The organism is Streptomyces sp. NPDC015346 (genome assembly GCF_043078785.1).
Classification (GTDB): Bacteria; Actinomycetota; Actinomycetes; order Streptomycetales; family Streptomycetaceae; genus Streptomyces.
Genome location: NZ_JBIBTW010000008.1, coordinates 47046 through 63948 on the forward strand (window position 1 = coordinate 47046; position 16903 = coordinate 63948).

Sequence of the window (16903 nt, forward strand, 5' to 3'; positions counted from 1 at the left end):
TGTTAACTCGGTTGGCCTTAACCGCTGGCTCCGCCCCGCCCGCCTGTAGCTTTTCATGGGGGGCGGGGGGGGCGGGCCCCCCCCCCCCCCCCCCCCCGGTCATACGGCCTCCTCGCGCCCCCGCGGAGAGTACACCGCACCGACGGAGGCGGCGACCTACGGGATCGTGACCGGCCCTGCTGTGAGGGTCCGGGGTAGCTGTACGGCATCGTGATCGTGCGTTCCCCTTTCTGGGTGATGTCGTGGCGTCTGCGTTATCAGCGGGCGCGGGTGACGGGGCGGGGCAGCAGGTTGCGTAGGAGTTCGGCGGTTTCGGCTTCCATGTCGACGCCGCCGAGGAGCTGTTCGTTGATGCGGGCGAGGCGGGCCGCGGCTTGGCGCAGGGCATCGATGTCGTCGGCGGCCAAGAGGCCGCGCTTGGCGGCCCAGAGGGAGCCGGGGATGTCGTCGGCTTCGCGTCGGCGGGTGGCCAGTTCGGCACACCCAGCGGCGTTTTGAAGAGTGCTTTGTCCTGCCAGGGGTGTTTGGTAAGGCGACGGTTCCGGCGGATCACGGTCGCTCCTGAGTGCGGTCCGTGGGGTTCAATGCGGGTATGGGGAATGCTCTGTGGGACCGGCTCTCGATCGAGGTGCAGGCGGAGGTGGACGGTCTCGTTTCGGCCGGGCGGAATGTGCAGGCCATCGCCGTGATGCGTGAGCGTGCCAGTCTACCGATCCCGGGTCTGCATGAGTGTGTTGACCTGGTGGATCAGCGATTCAGGGTGTTGCGGCAGGGGTCGGCGAGCTCGTGATGATGCCGTGCCCAGTGGTCATGCGTCGCGCCAGTTCGGGGTCGATTCGCGGGTGAGCCGGCGGCATATGAGGCCGACCATTGCCACCTTGATCATGGCTTCGGAGCGGTAGGGGTGGGTCTCGTAGCCGCGGGCGAGGCGGCGGTGGCGCATGAGCCAGCCGAAAGCCCGTTCGACGACGGCCACCGCGCCGTACGCGACACGGTTTCCGCGCCGTAACGAGCGGGCGCGAGCCCGGACGCCACGGTGGGCGGCCCGCGCCCCGCTCCCACCGCCAGACGGGGGCGGAGCTGGCAGCCCCGGCTCCCGGCCCGCGCCGCCATCGGGCGGCGTGGCCGGTACGGGACCGAGGACCGCCACGTCGAGAGCACAGACGCGCCACAAGCGCAGCAGGAGGATCGGGGTTCAGACCTGACCGCGCCAGGATCCGGTCTCGGTGCCGCGCTCTCTCCCCCCGCGGGGCGGCTCCGAAGGGCCACGAAACCTTCATCTCTCGCACAGCATCACTTCCGGAAATCGCTCCCACATGCAACTTCCTTTCATGTTCGGGACACACGTCAAGGAGAAATGCGGCGGGTGCGCACCGAGTGGATGCACGGCATCGTCCCCGGCGATGCCGTCCACTCCCGCACGATGTCGTCCACTGAGCCTCCGCCAACCTGAAGATCCCAGGTCAGTAGGGCTGGTGTGACCGTGTTCCGGGGTACTCGTGCTGGTCGTGGGCGCAGGCTGCGCCGTAGACCGTTTGTCAACGGTTGATTTCGAGGTTCGTCAGGACGAGCAGAGCGCGCAGGAGTTGGGTGGCGTGGGCGGGGGTCGGTGCGGAGTTTGGTGAGGATCCGCCAGTTCTTGGGGCGGGCGAAGCCGTGCTCGACCGGTGCGCGTCCGACGGCGAGGAGGCGGTTGGCTTCCTTCTGGCCTGGGGTGAGCTTGGGGGTGCGGCTGGCGTGGAAGCCGGTGACGATCACGGGGTCGAGTACGTCGTTGTCCAGGCCGCGAAAGCCGAGGTCCGCGAGGGCGCCGAGGCCGGCGGCGCGCAGGTGGGCCAGGATGCGGTCGTGGCGGGCGGCGGTGTTGTCGTGGGTGCGGCCGGGCCGGGCGGCGGAGATCCAGACCGCTCGCTCACTCGCTCAAGGTCAGTTCGGCGACGGCGGGTTCGTCCCCCTCGGCCCGCACCTCGGCCAGCTGCTCTTCGAGTTCGTCCAGCTCCGCGCGGCGGGCGGTGATCCATTCCAACAGCTCGGGATCCAGCATGCACCAGATCGTAGAAGGCCGTCCGGCTACAGCGGGCAGGAACCGGACGGCCAGCTCCCGCCACACATGCCCTGTTGATCACTGGCCTACTCGGCCGTCGATCCTTTCGCGCAGGAGGTCGGCGTGGCCGCAGTGCCGCGCGTACTCGGCGATCTGTGCCACCAGGATCTCGCGAAGCGGAGCCTCCCCGGTTCGCGTGCCGAGGTCGGCGAAGCCGGCGATGAACCGGTCGGTCACCTCGCTCTCGGCCCGCCACTGCCGCCAGGCATCCTCAACGACCGCAGGGTCGGCGACCGCGCCGTTCCAGTCGCCGTCACGGTCTTCGGCGGTGCGGTAGATCCTGGGAGACTCCTCGCCGGCCATCCGGCGGAAGTGCCGCTCGTCCTCGGCCATGTGCCGCACCAGCCCAAGCAGAGACATCGTGGACGGAGGTACGGAGCGCCAGGCCATCTGTTCGACGTCCAGGCCCGCACACTTCATCTCGATGGTCAGGCGGAAGTGGCGCAGACTCTCCAGCAACGTGCCGCGTTCGTCGACCGTCTCGACTTCCGTCTCGCGCGGGTCGTCAACCGGGTCGACCCACATGTCGGGGTAGAGGGTGGAAGGAGTCCACCGAGTCACCGCTGCTGCTTCGTTGCGCTCGCCTGAGTCCATGATCGCATCGTTGTGCTCATCGACTTCGTCCGCCACTGAATATCGCATCCGGTCCCGCCGGCGGCCGACCCCGTCTCGCCTCCGCAGAGTCCAAGTCCACCAAGTGGCACATGTGCTGGCATTTCACCCTGATAGTCGCGAGCTGGTTGATCGCCAACTGGTCTCCTCCGCAGACAGCCGCCCACGACCAGCGTGAGCGCCCCGGGGACCGGTCACACCAGCCCTTTGGCCTGCAACTTCAAGTTGGCGGAGGCTCACTCCACTGAGTGGGCTCCACTCAGTGGAGTGAGTGTCGAGCACGGTGTCCTCCACTCCGGCGGGTGGGCTCCACTCGGTGGAGTGGAGCCCACCGCATCGTCGGTGCGCACCACGGCACCAGGCGCGTGGCATCGGGTCCGCTCAGTGGCCGGCCTCCCGGCCGCGGTGCGGTCCGGGCTCCTGCGGTCGGTGCGCCTGCTGGTCGTCCTGGCGCACCGGGTGAGCTCCATCGGCATCGTCCTGTTCGGCGTAGCGGTCCGTGCGGACGCGGGAGACGTCGGCCGCCTTGGTGAACAGGTCCTGGAGGCGGCGCAGCCGGTCGGCCGTGAGATCGAGGGCTTCCACGCCCGTGCGGGACTCCCTCAAGGCCCGCAGCGCCGTCAGTCGATCGCCTCCCGAGGTTCGGCCTCCGGCTCCTGGTCGTCGTGCTCGGGGTCGACGGCCGCGGCCCCGAGCAGCTGCTCAGGCATCGCCGCCTGCTCGTGCGCGACGACGTCGTACGCCCGGCCACGCACAGCGCCGGTGGTGGTGCGCGGCTGCTCCCGCACCGGCGAGGACCGCTCGCTCGTACTGCAGCGGAAGGCGGGGCATCTCCCACTCCCCCGCGTCCTGGCCCCGGGGCCGGAGCGCAGCCGGCTCGCCGGGCTCGGCCGGGGGTTGCCGGTCCGGGCCGGGGGCGGGGGTTGGTGGGTGGCGTCGGGCGGGAGGTCGGACAGGTCCCACCGGGCGGTGTAGAGGCGGTAGCCGGACTCCAGGCCGCGCACGGTCTTCGGCTCACTGATGTCCAGGCATTGGGTGGAGATAGCGGCGGCCATAATCCAGTCGTCCGGGCCCGGCTCGCGGCGACGGCCGCGCAGGACGAGGGCGAGGTGGCGGCGGGCTTCGGCGAGCAGATGCTGGCGGTGGAAGCGGCCACCTTCGTTCATCACGAACACCGTCGCGGTGACGTCGACGGCCGTGCCGCCAGGGCGATGTCGACCACTGCGGCGACCCGGGCCCGGATCGCCGCAGCCGCAGCACGGGCGTGCTCGAGGAGGGAGTTGATGACGTCCACGGCCGCCCCGGAGGTGAGGATCGCGCTCGTCTTCCACCACGCGCGCAGCTGCGCGAGCGGCCGGGTCTTCTGCTTCGGCGGGCGAGTCTTGCGGGCGGCCATCTGGCTCAGCTTGGCGCGGGCCCGTCCGGCGGGCGCCTGGGAAGAAAGTTCGGCTCGCCGCCGTCGTCGACCGCGGTGACGTACGTACTCGTGCTCCAGCTCTGCCAGACAGACGGCGATCTGGTCGCTGCGCCGGGAGGTCCAGCGGATCAGCTCGTGCGGCACACCGGCAATCTCCATCACCGGCCGGCGCCCCGGGGTGACGATGCGCGGCTCGGTCGCCAGCCCCAGCACCTCGCAGCCGGCTCGTCTGGCTGCGTGACCACCGCGAGGGCACCTGGGTCACGGTCCCGTGGCGGCTGCTGTCGTCGACCGCGACCCCATTCGGCGAGCCGGTGGCTCTGTCGATGACGAGGAGCAGCGTTTCTCGGGCGGCTCGGGAGGCACTGCCCGTGCTGGATGTCGATGGCTTCGGGCAGCAGCTCGGTGCCGATCGGTAAGACGCCGTGTGCTGCTCGTCCGAGGCCCGGGACACGAGCGCTGTGCACCCGCCGAGCCGGGGCACGGCACCCCGGGCACCTGGGCGGCGGACTGCACGCGGCCGCCACCACGACCAACACCTCGGCCGTGACCTCCACGGCCTCCAACCGCACATCAACGTCCGGCAACAGCACATCCTCCAGAGAGCAAACCCCCACCATCGACAAATGCCCTGCCAAAACGTTCCCTCATACAGCTCCTGAGCTGGGATTTCACGGAACTCCGGTCAGAGCCCGAATTTTCCCTAGGGCCGCTCTTGGTTCCCCAGTCGGTTGCTGCGGCAACGGGGATCGGGGCCGCCCGACCGTGGAGAGCGCGGGCCGTGCCGAGGGGTCAAGGGCGCCTACGGCGGCGCTCCGCGCTGGCCTTCGGCCACCTGGACAGCTCGGCCCGCCCCTGGGCCTGGCTGGCTATCGGACGCCCCTCCGGTGTTGCGCCCGACCGCAGGTCAGCGCCCCGGGGGTGGGGAACTTGGGTGAGCAGGTCTGTCCCACCCCCGAGCGCAGGGTGGGGAGATTTCTCGAGCCCATCCCCGACGCTGGCCCAGCCTTCAGCGGGCGCCCTGAAAGCCCGGCCGGGCAGGCGCAGACCGGCTTCGTACGGCAGCGGTCCGGACCGAGCGGGCGGCGTCGGACGGTGCTCACTCGGCCCAGTCTCCCCCACCCGGCCGGTTGTCAGAAATTTCTGACAACCGGCTGCAGCCTGCCACGTCCGGCCGCCCCGGGCGCTGAGATGGAGAGAATGCCCCTCCTGATCTCCCTAGAAGAGGTGCCGACGCCGGAATCGAGTGGCCCAGGGCCTGTGGCCTGCGCCGCCGCCAGGCTGGGTCGGAGAGGCAGGCAACCGGTGAGGCGACCGGTGGAGCAACCGGTGGACCGGGCCGTGCGCCTGGCGGTACGTCACCGAGATGACGTACGCCTCGGGATGGTGACGTACGTGGCGGGCGCGGCCGGGACCGTGCTCCTGGTGCTCGGCACGGGCAAGAAGAGTTCATCCGGCCTGGCGCAGGGCGGGGTCGGCGCCGGCCGTCCGGTCCGCTCGGTGCGGGCCCGAAGGATCGCGGGAATCCGGGTGGCTGCGGGGGCCTGGCGCTGCTGGGCGAGGCGTCTTCGAGGGACGTCGGGGAAGACGGTGGCGGCACGCTCGCGGCGGACCTGTTCCTGCTGTGCGGCCGGGGCCGGGCCCTCCTGCCAGGGTGCGGCGGCCGCACGGTGAGCGGCGAGGGCACGGTGGTAGCCGGTCGACGCGCTCTCCCGCGTCTTCACCGGCCCTGCCGGAACAGCTGGCCGCGGGGCTGGTTCGTCGACTGCGGCCGGCGACGGCACCGTGGCGGCAGGGGCGGCGGGCGCCAGGACGTGCACGGCCCGAACTATCGCACCGGTCACCGCCTCGTTGGCCGCCGTGATCAGCTTCGGCGCAGTCCAGCGCAGTTCGTGCCGTACGCCGGGGCATCGGGGGGTGCCCCTATCTCTTTGGTCAACGTGGACGGGCGCTGGTTCGGGCGTCTGGAACGATGAGCCTGTGCATGCTGATGATCAGGTTGCCGAGGGTGTCTCTGCAGACCTCGCGGCGTTTCTCCGGAACGCCGCCGACGGCCGCCCGTTGAAGGTCGTCCCTTCCTCTGCGGCGGATGTGGCGGGCGAGTGTTCTTGTGCTCGTCGACGATGTTGAGGGCGGAGCCGAGCGGGTGGGCGTTGGTTGCGGCGGTCGCGCGTTCATCGCGGATAGCGAGGAGTTCTGGGAGGACGTGGATCCTGGCGAGGCTGGCTGCCCCTGCGGGAGCGAGGAGTTCGAGACCGCGGTGGCGTTCTCATTGGCCGACGACGGATCGGTCCGCTGGGTGACCGTTGGGCTGCGGTGCCAGAAGGACCGCGCCGCGGGGGTCTATGCCGACTGGAAGATCGACTACGGCCCCACGGATCACCTCTTGACCATGGTCTAGGTGTGCGGAGCGACGGCCGGGACAGGCTGGGGTTCATAGAAGGCGCCGTCGCGGAGCATCGCCAAGAGAACGTCGGCCCGGCGTCGGGCGAGGCAGAGCAGGGCCTGAGTGTGGTCTTTGCCCTGGGCGATCTTCTTTCCGAGGGATTCGGACGGTCTGGGCCTGATGACGCCAGACCGACCCCGGATCTAAGGTGTGCCGGTGATCTTCAAGAGGAAGCGGGAGGCCACGGGCCTCACCGCCATCGTGTCCGAGCTGGAAGAGGCGGTCGCCACTCGCGATGGCGACCGTACCGGGCGTGCCTTCACCGCCATGATGAACGCCGTGCAGTCGGCACCGGATGCTGAACGCGTACTGGCAGGACCCCGGCTGGCAGCGTTGCTTCCCGCCTTCCCGCCTACAGGCCCGCGGCCGATGCTGGCGATGGCGGCCGGCTTCTGCGTCGAGCACGGGGCCGATCCGGCCGACTGCGCCGAGCCGATCCTCGACGGTGTACACCAGGACCTGCTCGACGCCCTGGAGTTCGCCCGCCGCTGGACCTCCACCTGCGCAGCGGAGAACGTGCTGCCGGAGCCGGACGAGAAAATCATTGACGACGCGTTGCTGGCCCGCCTCGGCGGCGACGGGCACGAGGCCGCGCGGCTGGCGCTGGCCTGGTGCTCGGTCGAACAGTGGCAGCCGCCCGCGCTGGCCGTGCTGTGCCGCAGCACCGAGGTGCGCCGTCGGTATACATCCGCGATCCTCCCTGCCTGCCGCGAGCTTGCGTCCCTGGAGCGGCACGACCTGAAATGCCTCGCCTACGCGCTGGCAGTCTTGGACGACGAGCCCCTCGTCGTGTTGCACAGGCCGACCGGGACAGGGTTCGAGGTACGCATCAGCGGCATCGGGGACAACTTCCAGCTGCACACGCTGCTCGCCCACGTCCTCGTCGGCGGAGGCTACGTACCCGGCACCGAGCCGTCGCGGGAGAGCGTCCGCCTGGCCACCGATCCCGAGCCTGCGCAGGGACGCACCCAGACCGTTGCGACCGGTACCTTCGAGCTCCTCACCGCGGACGGCGAGCGGATCTGGAACGAAGGGCTGCCCGACGACATACCTGTGGTGGAAGGATGCCGCCTGCTCGTGCTCGACGAGCCGACATACCAGCGCAGCTGGAACGCCGACCGCTTCTTCCCACATCTCCCGGGCAAGGCCGAGCTGATCCGCGTCCTGACCGCGGAAGAGACGCGGAACTGGTTCGCACACACATCGTCCGACAAGGAGATCCACCGGCCTTCCTGACCCGTTGCGCCAGGCCGTCACCGCTCTGGGCGCGGCCTGGCGGCGGCGCGGTGTGCAGGGTCGGCGCATCATCCGGGACGACGTCGGGCTCGGGGACGGCCCGGCGGGATAGCTCCCTCATCGCCCGGTTCTGCCCCTCCACCGCTTCCGCGATGGCCCGGGTCCACCCGGGATGGCGGCGTAGCCTGGCGGTCCGCCTCGATCACGCGGCGATAGCCGTCCGGCAGTGTCCGGCGCCCTACCGCCTGGTCGGGGCGGCGGGCTGTCGGGGCCGCCGCACTTCAGTCGCCGGAACTCGCGGCATCCGAAACAGACAGCGCATTGGATGGCAGTGAAATCCCTGTCGCTGACACGGATGAGCTTCGCATACGCCTGAGTGGCGAACATGACCACCTTTACGGCCGAGCGGATGAGCTTCTGAAATCGTCAGGCCTCGCCCTGTCTGATCATTACGCTCCCTCATACTTCGCCCCCCGGCGGAGTGCTCCCTCTCACAGAGGTCCGAAACGCGGTAGAAGAGTTCTGTAAAGCAGGCGGAAGGCGCCCTAACGGGATCCGTTGGGTTACCGGAAACCAGAACGGAACACGGCTCGACTGACGTCCCAACAGTCGTATCCTTCGCCGTGCATCCTGCTGGCGCCAGCAAGTCAGTCCCCCTGGTCGGGAAGAGGAAGAAGCCACTGCCGTGATCTTGTCTGTTCATACCGATAAAACTGTCTTCCTCGAAGGCAAGCGTGAAGTAGTCGAGGCCAATGACCGCGCGTTGGCCCCCGACAGCGTCCTGGGCTGCGAAACGGTCTCCTTCATGTACCACAAGGACAGGGACCCCGTGCCCAAGGAAGCCTCCCTAACCGTAACCGTCAACCCTGAGAACGGTTTTGGAGGTCTCGTCTGGTATGCCGACGGAGTTACAGCCACACGCCTAGCCGAGACTGTTGGCCACGACTTCGCTGATTCCATTTGGGTCTCAATAAACCCTAGCCCGCCCCAATTCGATCCGGAAATTCCGAGCGATCCCTGGGCACCCACATACATGGATCGCGTCAGCGCCTTGCCTCTCGCGGCCTTGCGCTCGGCGCTGGAAGAGTTCTGCGCGAACGGAACCGGAGATCGCCCAATGTGCATTGAATGGGTCGAAGGAAACTTCGACGGCAGTCTCCTGGACGATGTCGCTGGCGGCTAGACATACCTCTCAAGCGACACTTTATGTGAGAGGTCCCCTCCCTCGGAGGGGGAACCCCGGGTGGGAGTCCGAGCGCGGGCACTCTGATCATTGATCTTGTCGCAGGTCGAGGTGAGTTGACGGACGCGGCGTGAGAGCGAGTAGAGCCCCTGTTGCCGCAGGTGGATGGGCGTGGTCGTCCGTGGCGTGATCACCGGCAGGTGATCGACGGGGTGCTGTGGCGGCTGCGGACCGCGGCTCCGTGGCGTGATCTGCCCGGGCGTTACGGGCCTTGGCAGACCATTTACGAGCGGTTCGCCCGCTGGGAAGCGGACGGGACCTGGGCGAAGCTGCTGGAACACGTCCAGGTCCGCGACGACGCGGTAGGCCGGGTGTACGACATCGGCGCGAGTACTGGGCGACAAGGCGTATTCCAACCGGGCGATACGCCACCTGCTGCGGCGCCGGGGCATCGTTGCCACGATCCCCGAACGCCGCGACCAGATGGCCAGCCGTCGGCGACGTGAAGCCCACCGGCGGCCGCCCACCCGCCTTCGACAGGGACATCTACCGCGACCGCAACGTGGTCGAACGATGCTTCGCCCGCCTCAAGCAGTTCCGTGCGATCGCGACCAGGTTCGACAAGCTCGCCGATCGCTACCGGGCTGGAATCGTCCCTGGCAGCTCTGGTCCTGTGGCTCCGCGAACCCGCCAGATGATCATTTGACAGACAGGGCCTGGCAGCCTGCTCGGCCTGCTGCGGCGCAACGAAGGGTCCGTACCGACCACATCGGCACGGGCCCTCCCCTGCTCGGCTCTACGGATTCGGGTTGTCCCAGCCGCGCGTGGCGTCCACGGCGGCGGCAGCTCGTACTGGGTGAACAGGTCCTGCAGTACGGTGCGGCGGCGGTCGTACGGCTCGGTGAGCAGTTCGCGGCCGTCGATCTGAAGGACGTCGAAGGCGATGAAGTGGGCGGGCAGCGCGCCGGCGAGCTGCCCGGCTGTGCGGCCGCCGGCGCAAGCGCGGCGTTGCAGTGCCTCGAAGGACAGCCGCCCCTGCGACCAGACGACGACCTCGCCGTCGAGGACCAGGCCGTTCCCTCGACCTGTTTGGACCCCTGCCGGACAAGATCACCGTCCATCTGGACGCCGGCTACGACTCCACCGACACCCGCGCACAAGAGGCGAGAAAGCACCGATCCAAGCGAGTCAGCGGTGGCACGCCGAACGCACCCACGCCTGGCAGAACGCTTTCCACCGGCTCGCCCGCTGCTACGAACGCCGCGCTACCGTGATCAACGCATTCTGCGACCTCGCCGACACCATCCTCACCATCCGCAGCCTGATCCGACGCTCCTGGACGACCCACCGCTGGGACAACGGCCCACAACGTCGCCCATGAGATCGAGCAAGCCGCTCCGAGGCCACGGTCGCGTAAAGTACCTGGTCATGACCGTGCTGCGTGGCGCCTCCATCTCCCTTCGCCCCACCGTCCGGGAGGACATCCCCATCTTGGCCTCCATCCGGGCCACACCTGAGGTGCGCGCACGGTGGAGGGGCGGGGACGATCTCGAGGCAGACATCGCCGCCGATCTTGAAGACCCTGACACCCGGTGCCTGACTATCGACCACCAACAGCGCGTCATCGGCATGATCCAGTGGTACGCCGAGGAAGACCCGGACTACCGGCACGCCGGCATCGATCTCTTCCTGGATCCCACCGTGCACGGCAGGGGTCTGGGCACTGACGCCGTACGGACATTGGCCTGTCATCTCATCGACGACCACGGCTATCACCGTCTGGTCATCGACCCAGCAGCCGACAACACTGCAGCGATCCGCTGTTACACCAAGGTCGGCTTCCGACCGGTGGGCATCATGCGGCAGTACGAGCGTGGCGCAGACGGCACTTGGCACGACGGCCTGCTGATGGACCTCCTGGCCACCGAGCTGGTGCGCTGACCACTCCCACCACCGCCTAGGACAACCGCAGCAGGCGCGGGGACGCAGCACGAGCACAGGTCTCCCTGTCATCACAGAGCGTCGCAACTCCATGATCAAGGAACCGGTGCCTCACATGCCATCCCACCCTGGCCATCGCCCATCTGCGCGACCTCTTGACCGGCGACCGGGAAACCTGCGCTCCCGCACAGCTGATGGGCGCCGTCCAGGGTACGGGTCTGGGTGAACAGCTCCACCGTGCCGGAGATGTCGAGCAGGCGGCGCAGCTGGTGGAGCAGGGGGCCAACCAGTACAAGGCACCGGCGAGCGTCGAGGGGGTGGGCAGGAGGGCGCAGCTCGCGAACGCGACACCGGTGAGATCCACGGTCGCCGACACGTCGCTGGTCGCGTCCAAGACCTCACACAGGACCTGGACGGAGTCGGCGTCGGACTCACCGACCGACCGCACCAGAGCGGGCTGCTGCGGCCCCGTCAGATACTCCACGTCCGCCTGGGGGCGAGAGGCAGTCGAGCACGGACGGGCACGGGCGGTGTCCGGGTCGCGGAGACGCATGGCGATGAGGTCGGCGGCCTGGTCCAGGGCGCGGCAGGCGTCGCACCAGGCGCGCAGGTCGGTGTCGGAGGGTGCGGCCTTGGCGTTGAGGATGCGGGAGGTCTTGGCCGGGTCCCAGCCGCCGGGTACCAGCCGCACGGGGCGGGCAGCACGCGCCCGTTGGATCCCGGCGTCCTTCATCAGGTGCTTCAGGCGCCGGGCGAGGGCTTCACGAGCGGCCTGTGCGGCGGCGCTGTGCGCTGGAGGAGGGGGAAGCGGGCATGTGCTGTCCGGGCCGGGTCAGACGGTGTACTTCTCGTGCGGGATCGCCCGCTCCCAGACCTTCTCGAACGCGGCGCGCACAGGGCGGCCACCGTCGGGTCGTCGGTGCGCCCCTTGCCGTACTGCGCCCAGTCGCCGTTGCCGGTGAATTGGTGGAACTGCACGATGCGGCCGTCCAGGAGCCAGAAGTCGTTGCCCGGCAGGGCGATATCGGAGGCGCGGCGGCGGGGCAGCCAGCGGACCTGTTCACCGGCCGGGGGGTCACCGTGGTGATGGCAGCGCGTACGACGAGCGGCCCCCGGAGGCACGGCGCCCGGCGCGCACGGCGGCACGGCGCGCACGGCGCGCACGGCGGCACGGCCCGGCCGGAGGCACGGCCCCCGGAGGCACGGCCGGACGGAGGCGGCGCACCTTTTAGAGCGCACGGGCTCCGGGGAGATACCGCTGCTCGCCTACCCGGCGTCGCTCGGGAGGGTGGTCCTCGTGGGTCTCCCTCATGTGGCGACGCCGGGCGGGACGCGCCTCTGATCAGGTGCAGGTGCGGTAGTTGTAGCCGGCGAGTCGCTTTTCGCCACTGCGGTCGTAGAAGGTGTAGTCGCCGTCGGCGGTACGGGAGACCAGGAACGAACGGCCGCCGGTTCCTTGGTAGGTGTCCACGGAGCCGTTGCCGTCGGTGTCCTTCAGATACTGGCCGGCCTTGCTGAACGTGTCCTTGCCGACGACGCCGTCGGCCCCGCCCCCATAGGCTCGCTGCCAGGCGATGGTCGCGTCACGGGTCTTCGACCCGAACACGCCGTCGATGTCGTTCCAGGGCAGGTGGCCGTCCGCCCACAGGACCTTCTGCCACAGGCAGGTGGCGTTCGACGAGGTGTGGCGGCTCGTCGACAGGATGCCCTCGTCGTTCCAGTCGTCGCTGAAGCCGCCGCTTCCGGCCACCATGGACAGACCGCTGTAGTCGCCGCTGGCCGACGCCGGTGTCGCGCTCAGCACCACGGCGGCGGTCACCGCGGCGGCTACGCCGCCAACGGCCCGGACGCGCTTCCAGTAACTCATCTTGTTCGTGGCTGCCGCGGACGCGATATGCGTCTTCATTCCCATGGACTGTGTCCCCTTCTGCGAGGTGTGCGGGCGGCTGCCCGCCGTCGTGCGAATGGGGCGCTCGGGGCGCCGCAGCACCAGTTCAGCGGGCCGCACCTTTGTTCAGCAGGCCCCTTTCACCACACTGAACAATCACGCGCGCCCAGGTTGCGGAGCGGCATCGGCGCGAGATCGCCTTGTAGGGCCGCTGGACGCGCCCGTAGCGTCCCCTCAGCGCAGCGGACCTCTGCGTGACGGGAAACACGGGGAGCAGGGGGAGTTGTGGGGCGTCGCGAGAGGCCTGTTGATCCGAACGAGGGTCCGGTGCAGCGGTTCGCTTACGAGTTACGCAAGCTGCGGCAGGAAGCGGGAGGGCTCACCTACCGGGAGATGGCCCGCAGGGCCCACTATTCGGTGACCGCGTTGTCACAGGCGGCCGCTGGGGAGCAGCTGCCCTCGCTCGCTGTCGCCCTGGCCTATGTGAAGGCGTGCGGCGGCGACTTGGAGGAGTGGGAGCGGCGCTGGGAGGAGGCGAGCGAGGAAACGGCTTCCCGGGGTCTGGAGGAGGAGGGGGGCCGGTCGCCGTACCAGGGACTGGCGCGGTTCGAGCCGGACGACCACGAGCGGTTCTTCGGCCGAGACGAACTGGTCGCCGAGGTCGGGCGGATGACGGCCGAGCACCGCTTCTCGGCGGTCTTCGGTCCCTCGGGCAGTGGGAAGTCCTCCCTGCTGCGCGCCGGGCTGATACCGGCGCTGCGCGAGGACAGCGCGGGGCAGGTGGCGGCGATACGGATCCTGACACCGGGCGAGCAGCCCCTGCGCACTCATGCGGCCGTTCTGCGGGCGAAGGACGCGGACGGTGACACCGTCATCGTCGTCGACCAGTTCGAGGAGCTCTTCACCCTCTGCCGCGATCCGGCGCAACGTGCTGGGTTTGTCGACCGGCTGCTGGCCGCCCAAGAGCCGGACAGCCGGCTGCGGGTCATCATCGCCGTACGGGCCGACTTCTACGGGCGTCTGGCCGAGCACCGTGCCCTGGCCGCGGCGGTGTCCGCTTCCAGCCTGCTGGTCGGGCCGATGAGTGCATCCGAGTTGCGCGAGGCGATCGTCAAGCCGGCGCAAGGTGCCGGGCTGATCGTCGAGCGGGAGTTGACGGCTCGGCTGGTCCGGGAGGTGGAGGGTGAGCCGGGCGGCTTGCCGCTGCTGTCGCACGCTCTGCACGAGATTTGGCGCCGTCGGCGGGGGCGGGCGTTGACGCTGCAGGCGTATGAGGCGGCAGGCGGGCTGCACGACGCGATCGCGCAAACTGCCGAGGACGTCTACGCCGGTTTGTCAGACGAGCAGGCGAAGCTGGCCCGGACGGTCCTGCTGCGGCTGATCTCCCCCGGTGAAGGCTCCCCTGACACCCGCCGCCCGGCTGCCCGAAGCGAACTCGACACCGCCAGGCACCCAGACACAGGCGTGATCCTCGATCGGCTGGCCCGCGCACGTCTGATCACCATCGGCGAGGAAACCGTCGAACTCGCTCACGAAGCCATGATCACCGCTTGGCCCCGGTTGCGTGGCTGGATCGAGGAAGACCGAGAGCGCCTACGTGCTCACCGGCATCTCACCGAGGCCGCCACCGCGTGGGAGCAGCTGGGTCGTGATGCCGGGGCACTGTATCGCGGCGTCCGCCTGGTGCTGGCCACCGGCCTGGACCGACGGTCGCTGACCACCCTGGAGTCGGCTTTCCTCGATGCCGGCTTGGCCGCGCACGCAGCAGAGGAAACGGCGATACGACGACGTGCACGACTGCGGCGCCAGGCTGTGGCGTTGCTGACCGTTCTGCTTCTGGTGGCCACCACCACCGCGGTCTGGGCGGTGCGGGCGCAACGGATCGCGAACGCACAGCGCGATGTCGCGGTCTCGCGCGAGTACGCGGCCCGCAGCGACGCACTGCTCGCCCAGCGGCCCGAAGCGGCGATGCTGACGGCGCTGAAAGGCTTCCAGCGCAGCCCCACGCTGGAAGCCCGCTCCAGTCTGATCAGCGCCTACGGCATGTACCGCGCCAATGTACTCACCGGACACACCAAGAGCGCGCGGGCGGTGACGTTCAGCCCTGATGGACGCACGGTGGCCTCGGCGGGTGAGGATCACACCGTCAAGCTGTGGAACACGCGTACGTGGCAGCTGATCGCCACCCTCAGCGGACACACCGACACCGTCACCGAAGTAGCGTTCAGCCCCGACGGGCGGACCCTGGCTTCCGCCGGCGCAGACCACAGCGTCAAGCTGTGGGACCCCGTCAAACGGCGGGAAACGGCCATGCTCACCGGGCACACCCATCCCGTGAACACCCTCGCCTTCAGCCTGGACGGACACACCCTCGCCACCGCCGGCGGCGACCAGGCCGTACGGCTATGGGACACGCGGACCCACCGCACAACGGCCACTCTCACCGGCCACACCCGCACTGTTCTGGCCCTGGCCTTCTCACCGGACGGCCGCACGCTGGCCACGACCGGTGCCGACCGCACCGTGCACCTGTGGAACACGCACACCCGCAGGACAACAGCCACCCTCACCGGCCACTCCGATGCCCTCCAAGCGGTGGCCTTCTCGCCGGACGGCCGACTCCTGGCGTCGGCCGGCGATGACAGCACGACCCGCTTGTGGAGCGTCAAGACCCGGAGAACGGTCGCCGTTCTGGACGGCGAAGGCCAGACGGTGCGCGGTCTCGCGTTCTCCCCGGACAGCCGCGTGATCGCCACCACCGGCATGGTGGGCACGGTCACGCTGTGGAACACCGGCAGCCACCGGCGGATCGGGGTCGTCACCAGCCACAGCGACGTCGCCGTGAACGCGGTGGCGTTCCGTCCCGACGGCCGCGCGATCGCAGTAGCCGGGGACGGCACGGTCCGGGTGTGGGACACAGCGACGCGTCAGATGCTCGCCGATCTCGGGGACCACACCGAAGGTGCTTCCGACGTGGCGTTCAGTCCTGACGGGCGGGCCCTGGCCAGTGCCTTCAGCGATGGCACGGTCGGATGGTGGGACATTCGCCGACAGCGCGAGGCGGTCATGCCCACCGGTCACCGCGACAGCATCCGCAGCCTGGCTTTCAGTCCTGACGGCCGTACGCTCGCCACGGCCGGGGGCGTCGAGACCAGCGTCCGGCTGTGGAGCACAGCGACCCACCGGCAACTCGCCCTCTTCGAGCACCGAAGCCCGCTCATGACGGTTGCCTACAGCCCCAACGGCCGCACGCTCGCCACCGCCACCTACGACGGCACCGTCAGACTCTGGAACGTGGCCGAGCGCCGCACCACCGCGGTGCTGACCGGACACACGGACGCCGTCTTCACCCTGGCTTTCAGCCCTGACGGGCGGACACTCGCCACGGCGGGCGGCGATCGGACAGTCCGCTTATGGAACGTCACCACCGGCCGAACCACAGCGTCACTCACCGGACACAAGGCCGATGTCTACCACCTGGCCTTCCATCCCCGCGGCCGCCTCCTCGCCACCGCGAGCGCCGACCACACGGCACGACTGTGGGACACCAGCACCCGCCAGTCGACGGCTGTGCTGACCGGCCACAGTGATTCGGTCTCCGCTCTCACCTTCAGCCCCGACGGGGAAACCCTGATCACGGGAAGCCGAGACCGTACGCTGCGGCTATGGGGTGTCGAAACCCGCCACACCACGGCCGTCCTCAGCGGCCACGCGGAAGGCGTTCACGCCCTGGCCGTCAGCCCCGACGGCCGCACACTTGCGAGTCTCGCCGGCGGAGCCACGGGCACCGAACGACGGCTGTGGACCCTCGACACACGCCAAATCACTCGGCACGTCTGTCAGATCAGCGCTGCCCACCACTGGTCCCAGCTGGTGGTCGACACTGCCGCGACCACGGCCTGCACCTGACGCGCATTCCATGCCCTCGTCGTGCAACGGGCCTGATGGGCGGTGAACTGCGGCGGCGCTCACCCCAGTAGTACGGGGCAGGAGCGCCGTGCGGGTTCGGGTGTTCCGGTTTCGCCGCTACCCGACCCTGGACGGTTCGCCTTACTGATCATTTCGGAATGAGTTGG

At 69.3% G+C, this 16903-nt stretch carries 15 protein-coding genes and 6 pseudogenes; 8 read left to right on the forward strand and 13 right to left on the reverse strand.

Annotated elements, in window-relative coordinates; all coding sequences use genetic code 11:
* Positions 1-257: 257 nt before the first annotated feature.
* The 8 genes and pseudogenes from ACF06X_RS26720 to ACF06X_RS26755 all read right to left on the reverse strand — a co-directional run bounded on the left by ACF06X_RS26720 (position 258) and on the right by ACF06X_RS26755 (position 4346).
* The gene (locus ACF06X_RS26720; RefSeq protein ID WP_392289838.1) at positions 258-407 is read right to left on the reverse strand and encodes a hypothetical protein; all 150 of its coding nucleotides are present in this window, start codon (positions 405-407) and stop codon (positions 258-260) included.
* Positions 408-808: 401 nt separating this feature from the next.
* Positions 809-978 (reverse strand): annotated as a pseudogene (locus ACF06X_RS26725) (IS5/IS1182 family transposase); the annotation flags it as partial.
* 369 nt (positions 979-1347) lie between these two features.
* On the reverse strand, positions 1348-1899 hold the full coding sequence (locus ACF06X_RS26730; protein WP_392290179.1) for a transposase family protein: 552 nt from the start codon (positions 1897-1899) through the stop codon (positions 1348-1350).
* A gap of 13 nt (positions 1900-1912) precedes the next feature.
* Positions 1913-2044, reverse strand: a complete 132-nt coding sequence (locus ACF06X_RS26735) for a hypothetical protein (protein ID WP_392289839.1) — start codon at positions 2042-2044, stop codon at positions 1913-1915.
* Positions 2045-2122: 78 nt separating this feature from the next.
* Entirely contained in the window at positions 2123-2698 is a 576-nt protein-coding gene (locus ACF06X_RS26740; protein ID WP_392290180.1) for a DinB family protein, read from the reverse strand.
* 399 nt (positions 2699-3097) lie between these two features.
* Entirely contained in the window at positions 3098-3301 is a 204-nt protein-coding gene (locus tag ACF06X_RS26745) for a hypothetical protein (RefSeq protein WP_392289840.1), read from the reverse strand.
* 35 nt (positions 3302-3336) lie between these two features.
* The gene (locus ACF06X_RS26750; protein ID WP_392289841.1) at positions 3337-3882 is read right to left on the reverse strand and encodes a hypothetical protein; all 546 of its coding nucleotides are present in this window, start codon (positions 3880-3882) and stop codon (positions 3337-3339) included.
* A complete protein-coding gene (locus ACF06X_RS26755) occupies positions 3882-4346 on the reverse strand; it encodes a relaxase domain-containing protein (RefSeq protein WP_392289842.1) in 465 nt (154 codons plus the stop codon). Before ACF06X_RS26755 ends, ACF06X_RS26750 begins: the two co-directional genes overlap by 1 nt.
* A 1897-nt stretch (positions 4347-6243) precedes the next feature.
* Between ACF06X_RS26755 and ACF06X_RS26760 the strand changes: the two genes are divergently transcribed.
* The gene (locus ACF06X_RS26760; protein WP_392289843.1) at positions 6244-6534 is read left to right on the forward strand and encodes a hypothetical protein; all 291 of its coding nucleotides are present in this window, start codon (positions 6244-6246) and stop codon (positions 6532-6534) included.
* Here ACF06X_RS26760 and ACF06X_RS26765 read toward each other — a convergent pair.
* Positions 6531-6671, reverse strand: a pseudogene (locus ACF06X_RS26765) (IS110 family transposase); the annotation flags it as partial. The gene ACF06X_RS26760 and the pseudogene ACF06X_RS26765 overlap by 4 nt on opposite strands.
* 64 nt (positions 6672-6735) lie before the next feature.
* On the opposite strand from ACF06X_RS26765, the gene ACF06X_RS26770 reads away from it, so the two are divergent.
* The 4 genes and pseudogenes from ACF06X_RS26770 to ACF06X_RS26785 form a co-directional block, all read left to right on the forward strand.
* Positions 6736-7815 carry a hypothetical protein gene (locus ACF06X_RS26770; RefSeq protein ID WP_392289844.1) on the forward strand — a complete coding sequence of 360 codons (1080 nt, stop codon included), beginning with the start codon at positions 6736-6738 and terminating at the stop codon, positions 7813-7815.
* 448 nt (positions 7816-8263) lie between these two features.
* A complete protein-coding gene (locus ACF06X_RS26775; protein WP_392290181.1) occupies positions 8264-8413 on the forward strand; it encodes an Imm1 family immunity protein in 150 nt (49 codons plus the stop codon).
* 87 nt (positions 8414-8500) lie between these two features.
* Positions 8501-8998 (forward strand): Imm1 family immunity protein, encoded by a 498-nt coding sequence (locus ACF06X_RS26780; protein ID WP_392289845.1) that lies wholly within the window; start codon positions 8501-8503, stop codon positions 8996-8998.
* A 149-nt stretch (positions 8999-9147) separates the two neighbouring features.
* A pseudogene (locus ACF06X_RS26785) lies at positions 9148-9715 on the forward strand (transposase); the annotation flags it as partial.
* 195 nt (positions 9716-9910) lie between these two features.
* On the opposite strand, the pseudogene ACF06X_RS26790 reads toward ACF06X_RS26785, so the two are convergent.
* Positions 9911-10069: pseudogene (locus ACF06X_RS26790) on the reverse strand (ATP-dependent DNA ligase); the annotation flags it as partial.
* Between the two features lie 8 nt (positions 10070-10077).
* Here ACF06X_RS26790 and ACF06X_RS26795 point away from each other — a divergent pair.
* A pseudogene (locus tag ACF06X_RS26795) lies at positions 10078-10379 on the forward strand (IS5/IS1182 family transposase); the annotation flags it as partial.
* Positions 10380-10426: 47 nt separating this feature from the next.
* A complete protein-coding gene (locus tag ACF06X_RS26800; protein ID WP_392289846.1) occupies positions 10427-10939 on the forward strand; it encodes a GNAT family N-acetyltransferase in 513 nt (170 codons plus the stop codon).
* Positions 10940-10955: 16 nt separating this feature from the next.
* On the opposite strand, the gene ACF06X_RS26805 is transcribed toward ACF06X_RS26800, so the two are convergent.
* From ACF06X_RS26805 to ACF06X_RS26815, 3 genes and pseudogenes are all read right to left on the reverse strand, one after another.
* Complete coding sequence (locus tag ACF06X_RS26805) at positions 10956-11672, reverse strand: hypothetical protein (protein WP_392289847.1); 717 nt, start codon at positions 11670-11672, stop codon at positions 10956-10958.
* A gap of 99 nt (positions 11673-11771) precedes the next feature.
* A pseudogene (locus ACF06X_RS26810) lies at positions 11772-12007 on the reverse strand (DUF6879 family protein); the annotation flags it as partial.
* Between the two features lie 274 nt (positions 12008-12281).
* Complete coding sequence (locus tag ACF06X_RS26815; RefSeq protein ID WP_392289848.1) at positions 12282-12845, reverse strand: peptidoglycan-binding protein; 564 nt, start codon at positions 12843-12845, stop codon at positions 12282-12284.
* 309 nt (positions 12846-13154) lie between these two features.
* Here ACF06X_RS26815 and ACF06X_RS26820 point away from each other — a divergent pair, with 309 nt between their 5' ends.
* A complete protein-coding gene (locus ACF06X_RS26820; RefSeq protein WP_392289849.1) occupies positions 13155-16736 on the forward strand; it encodes a helix-turn-helix domain-containing protein in 3582 nt (1193 codons plus the stop codon).
* The last annotated feature ends 167 nt before the right edge of the window (positions 16737-16903 follow it).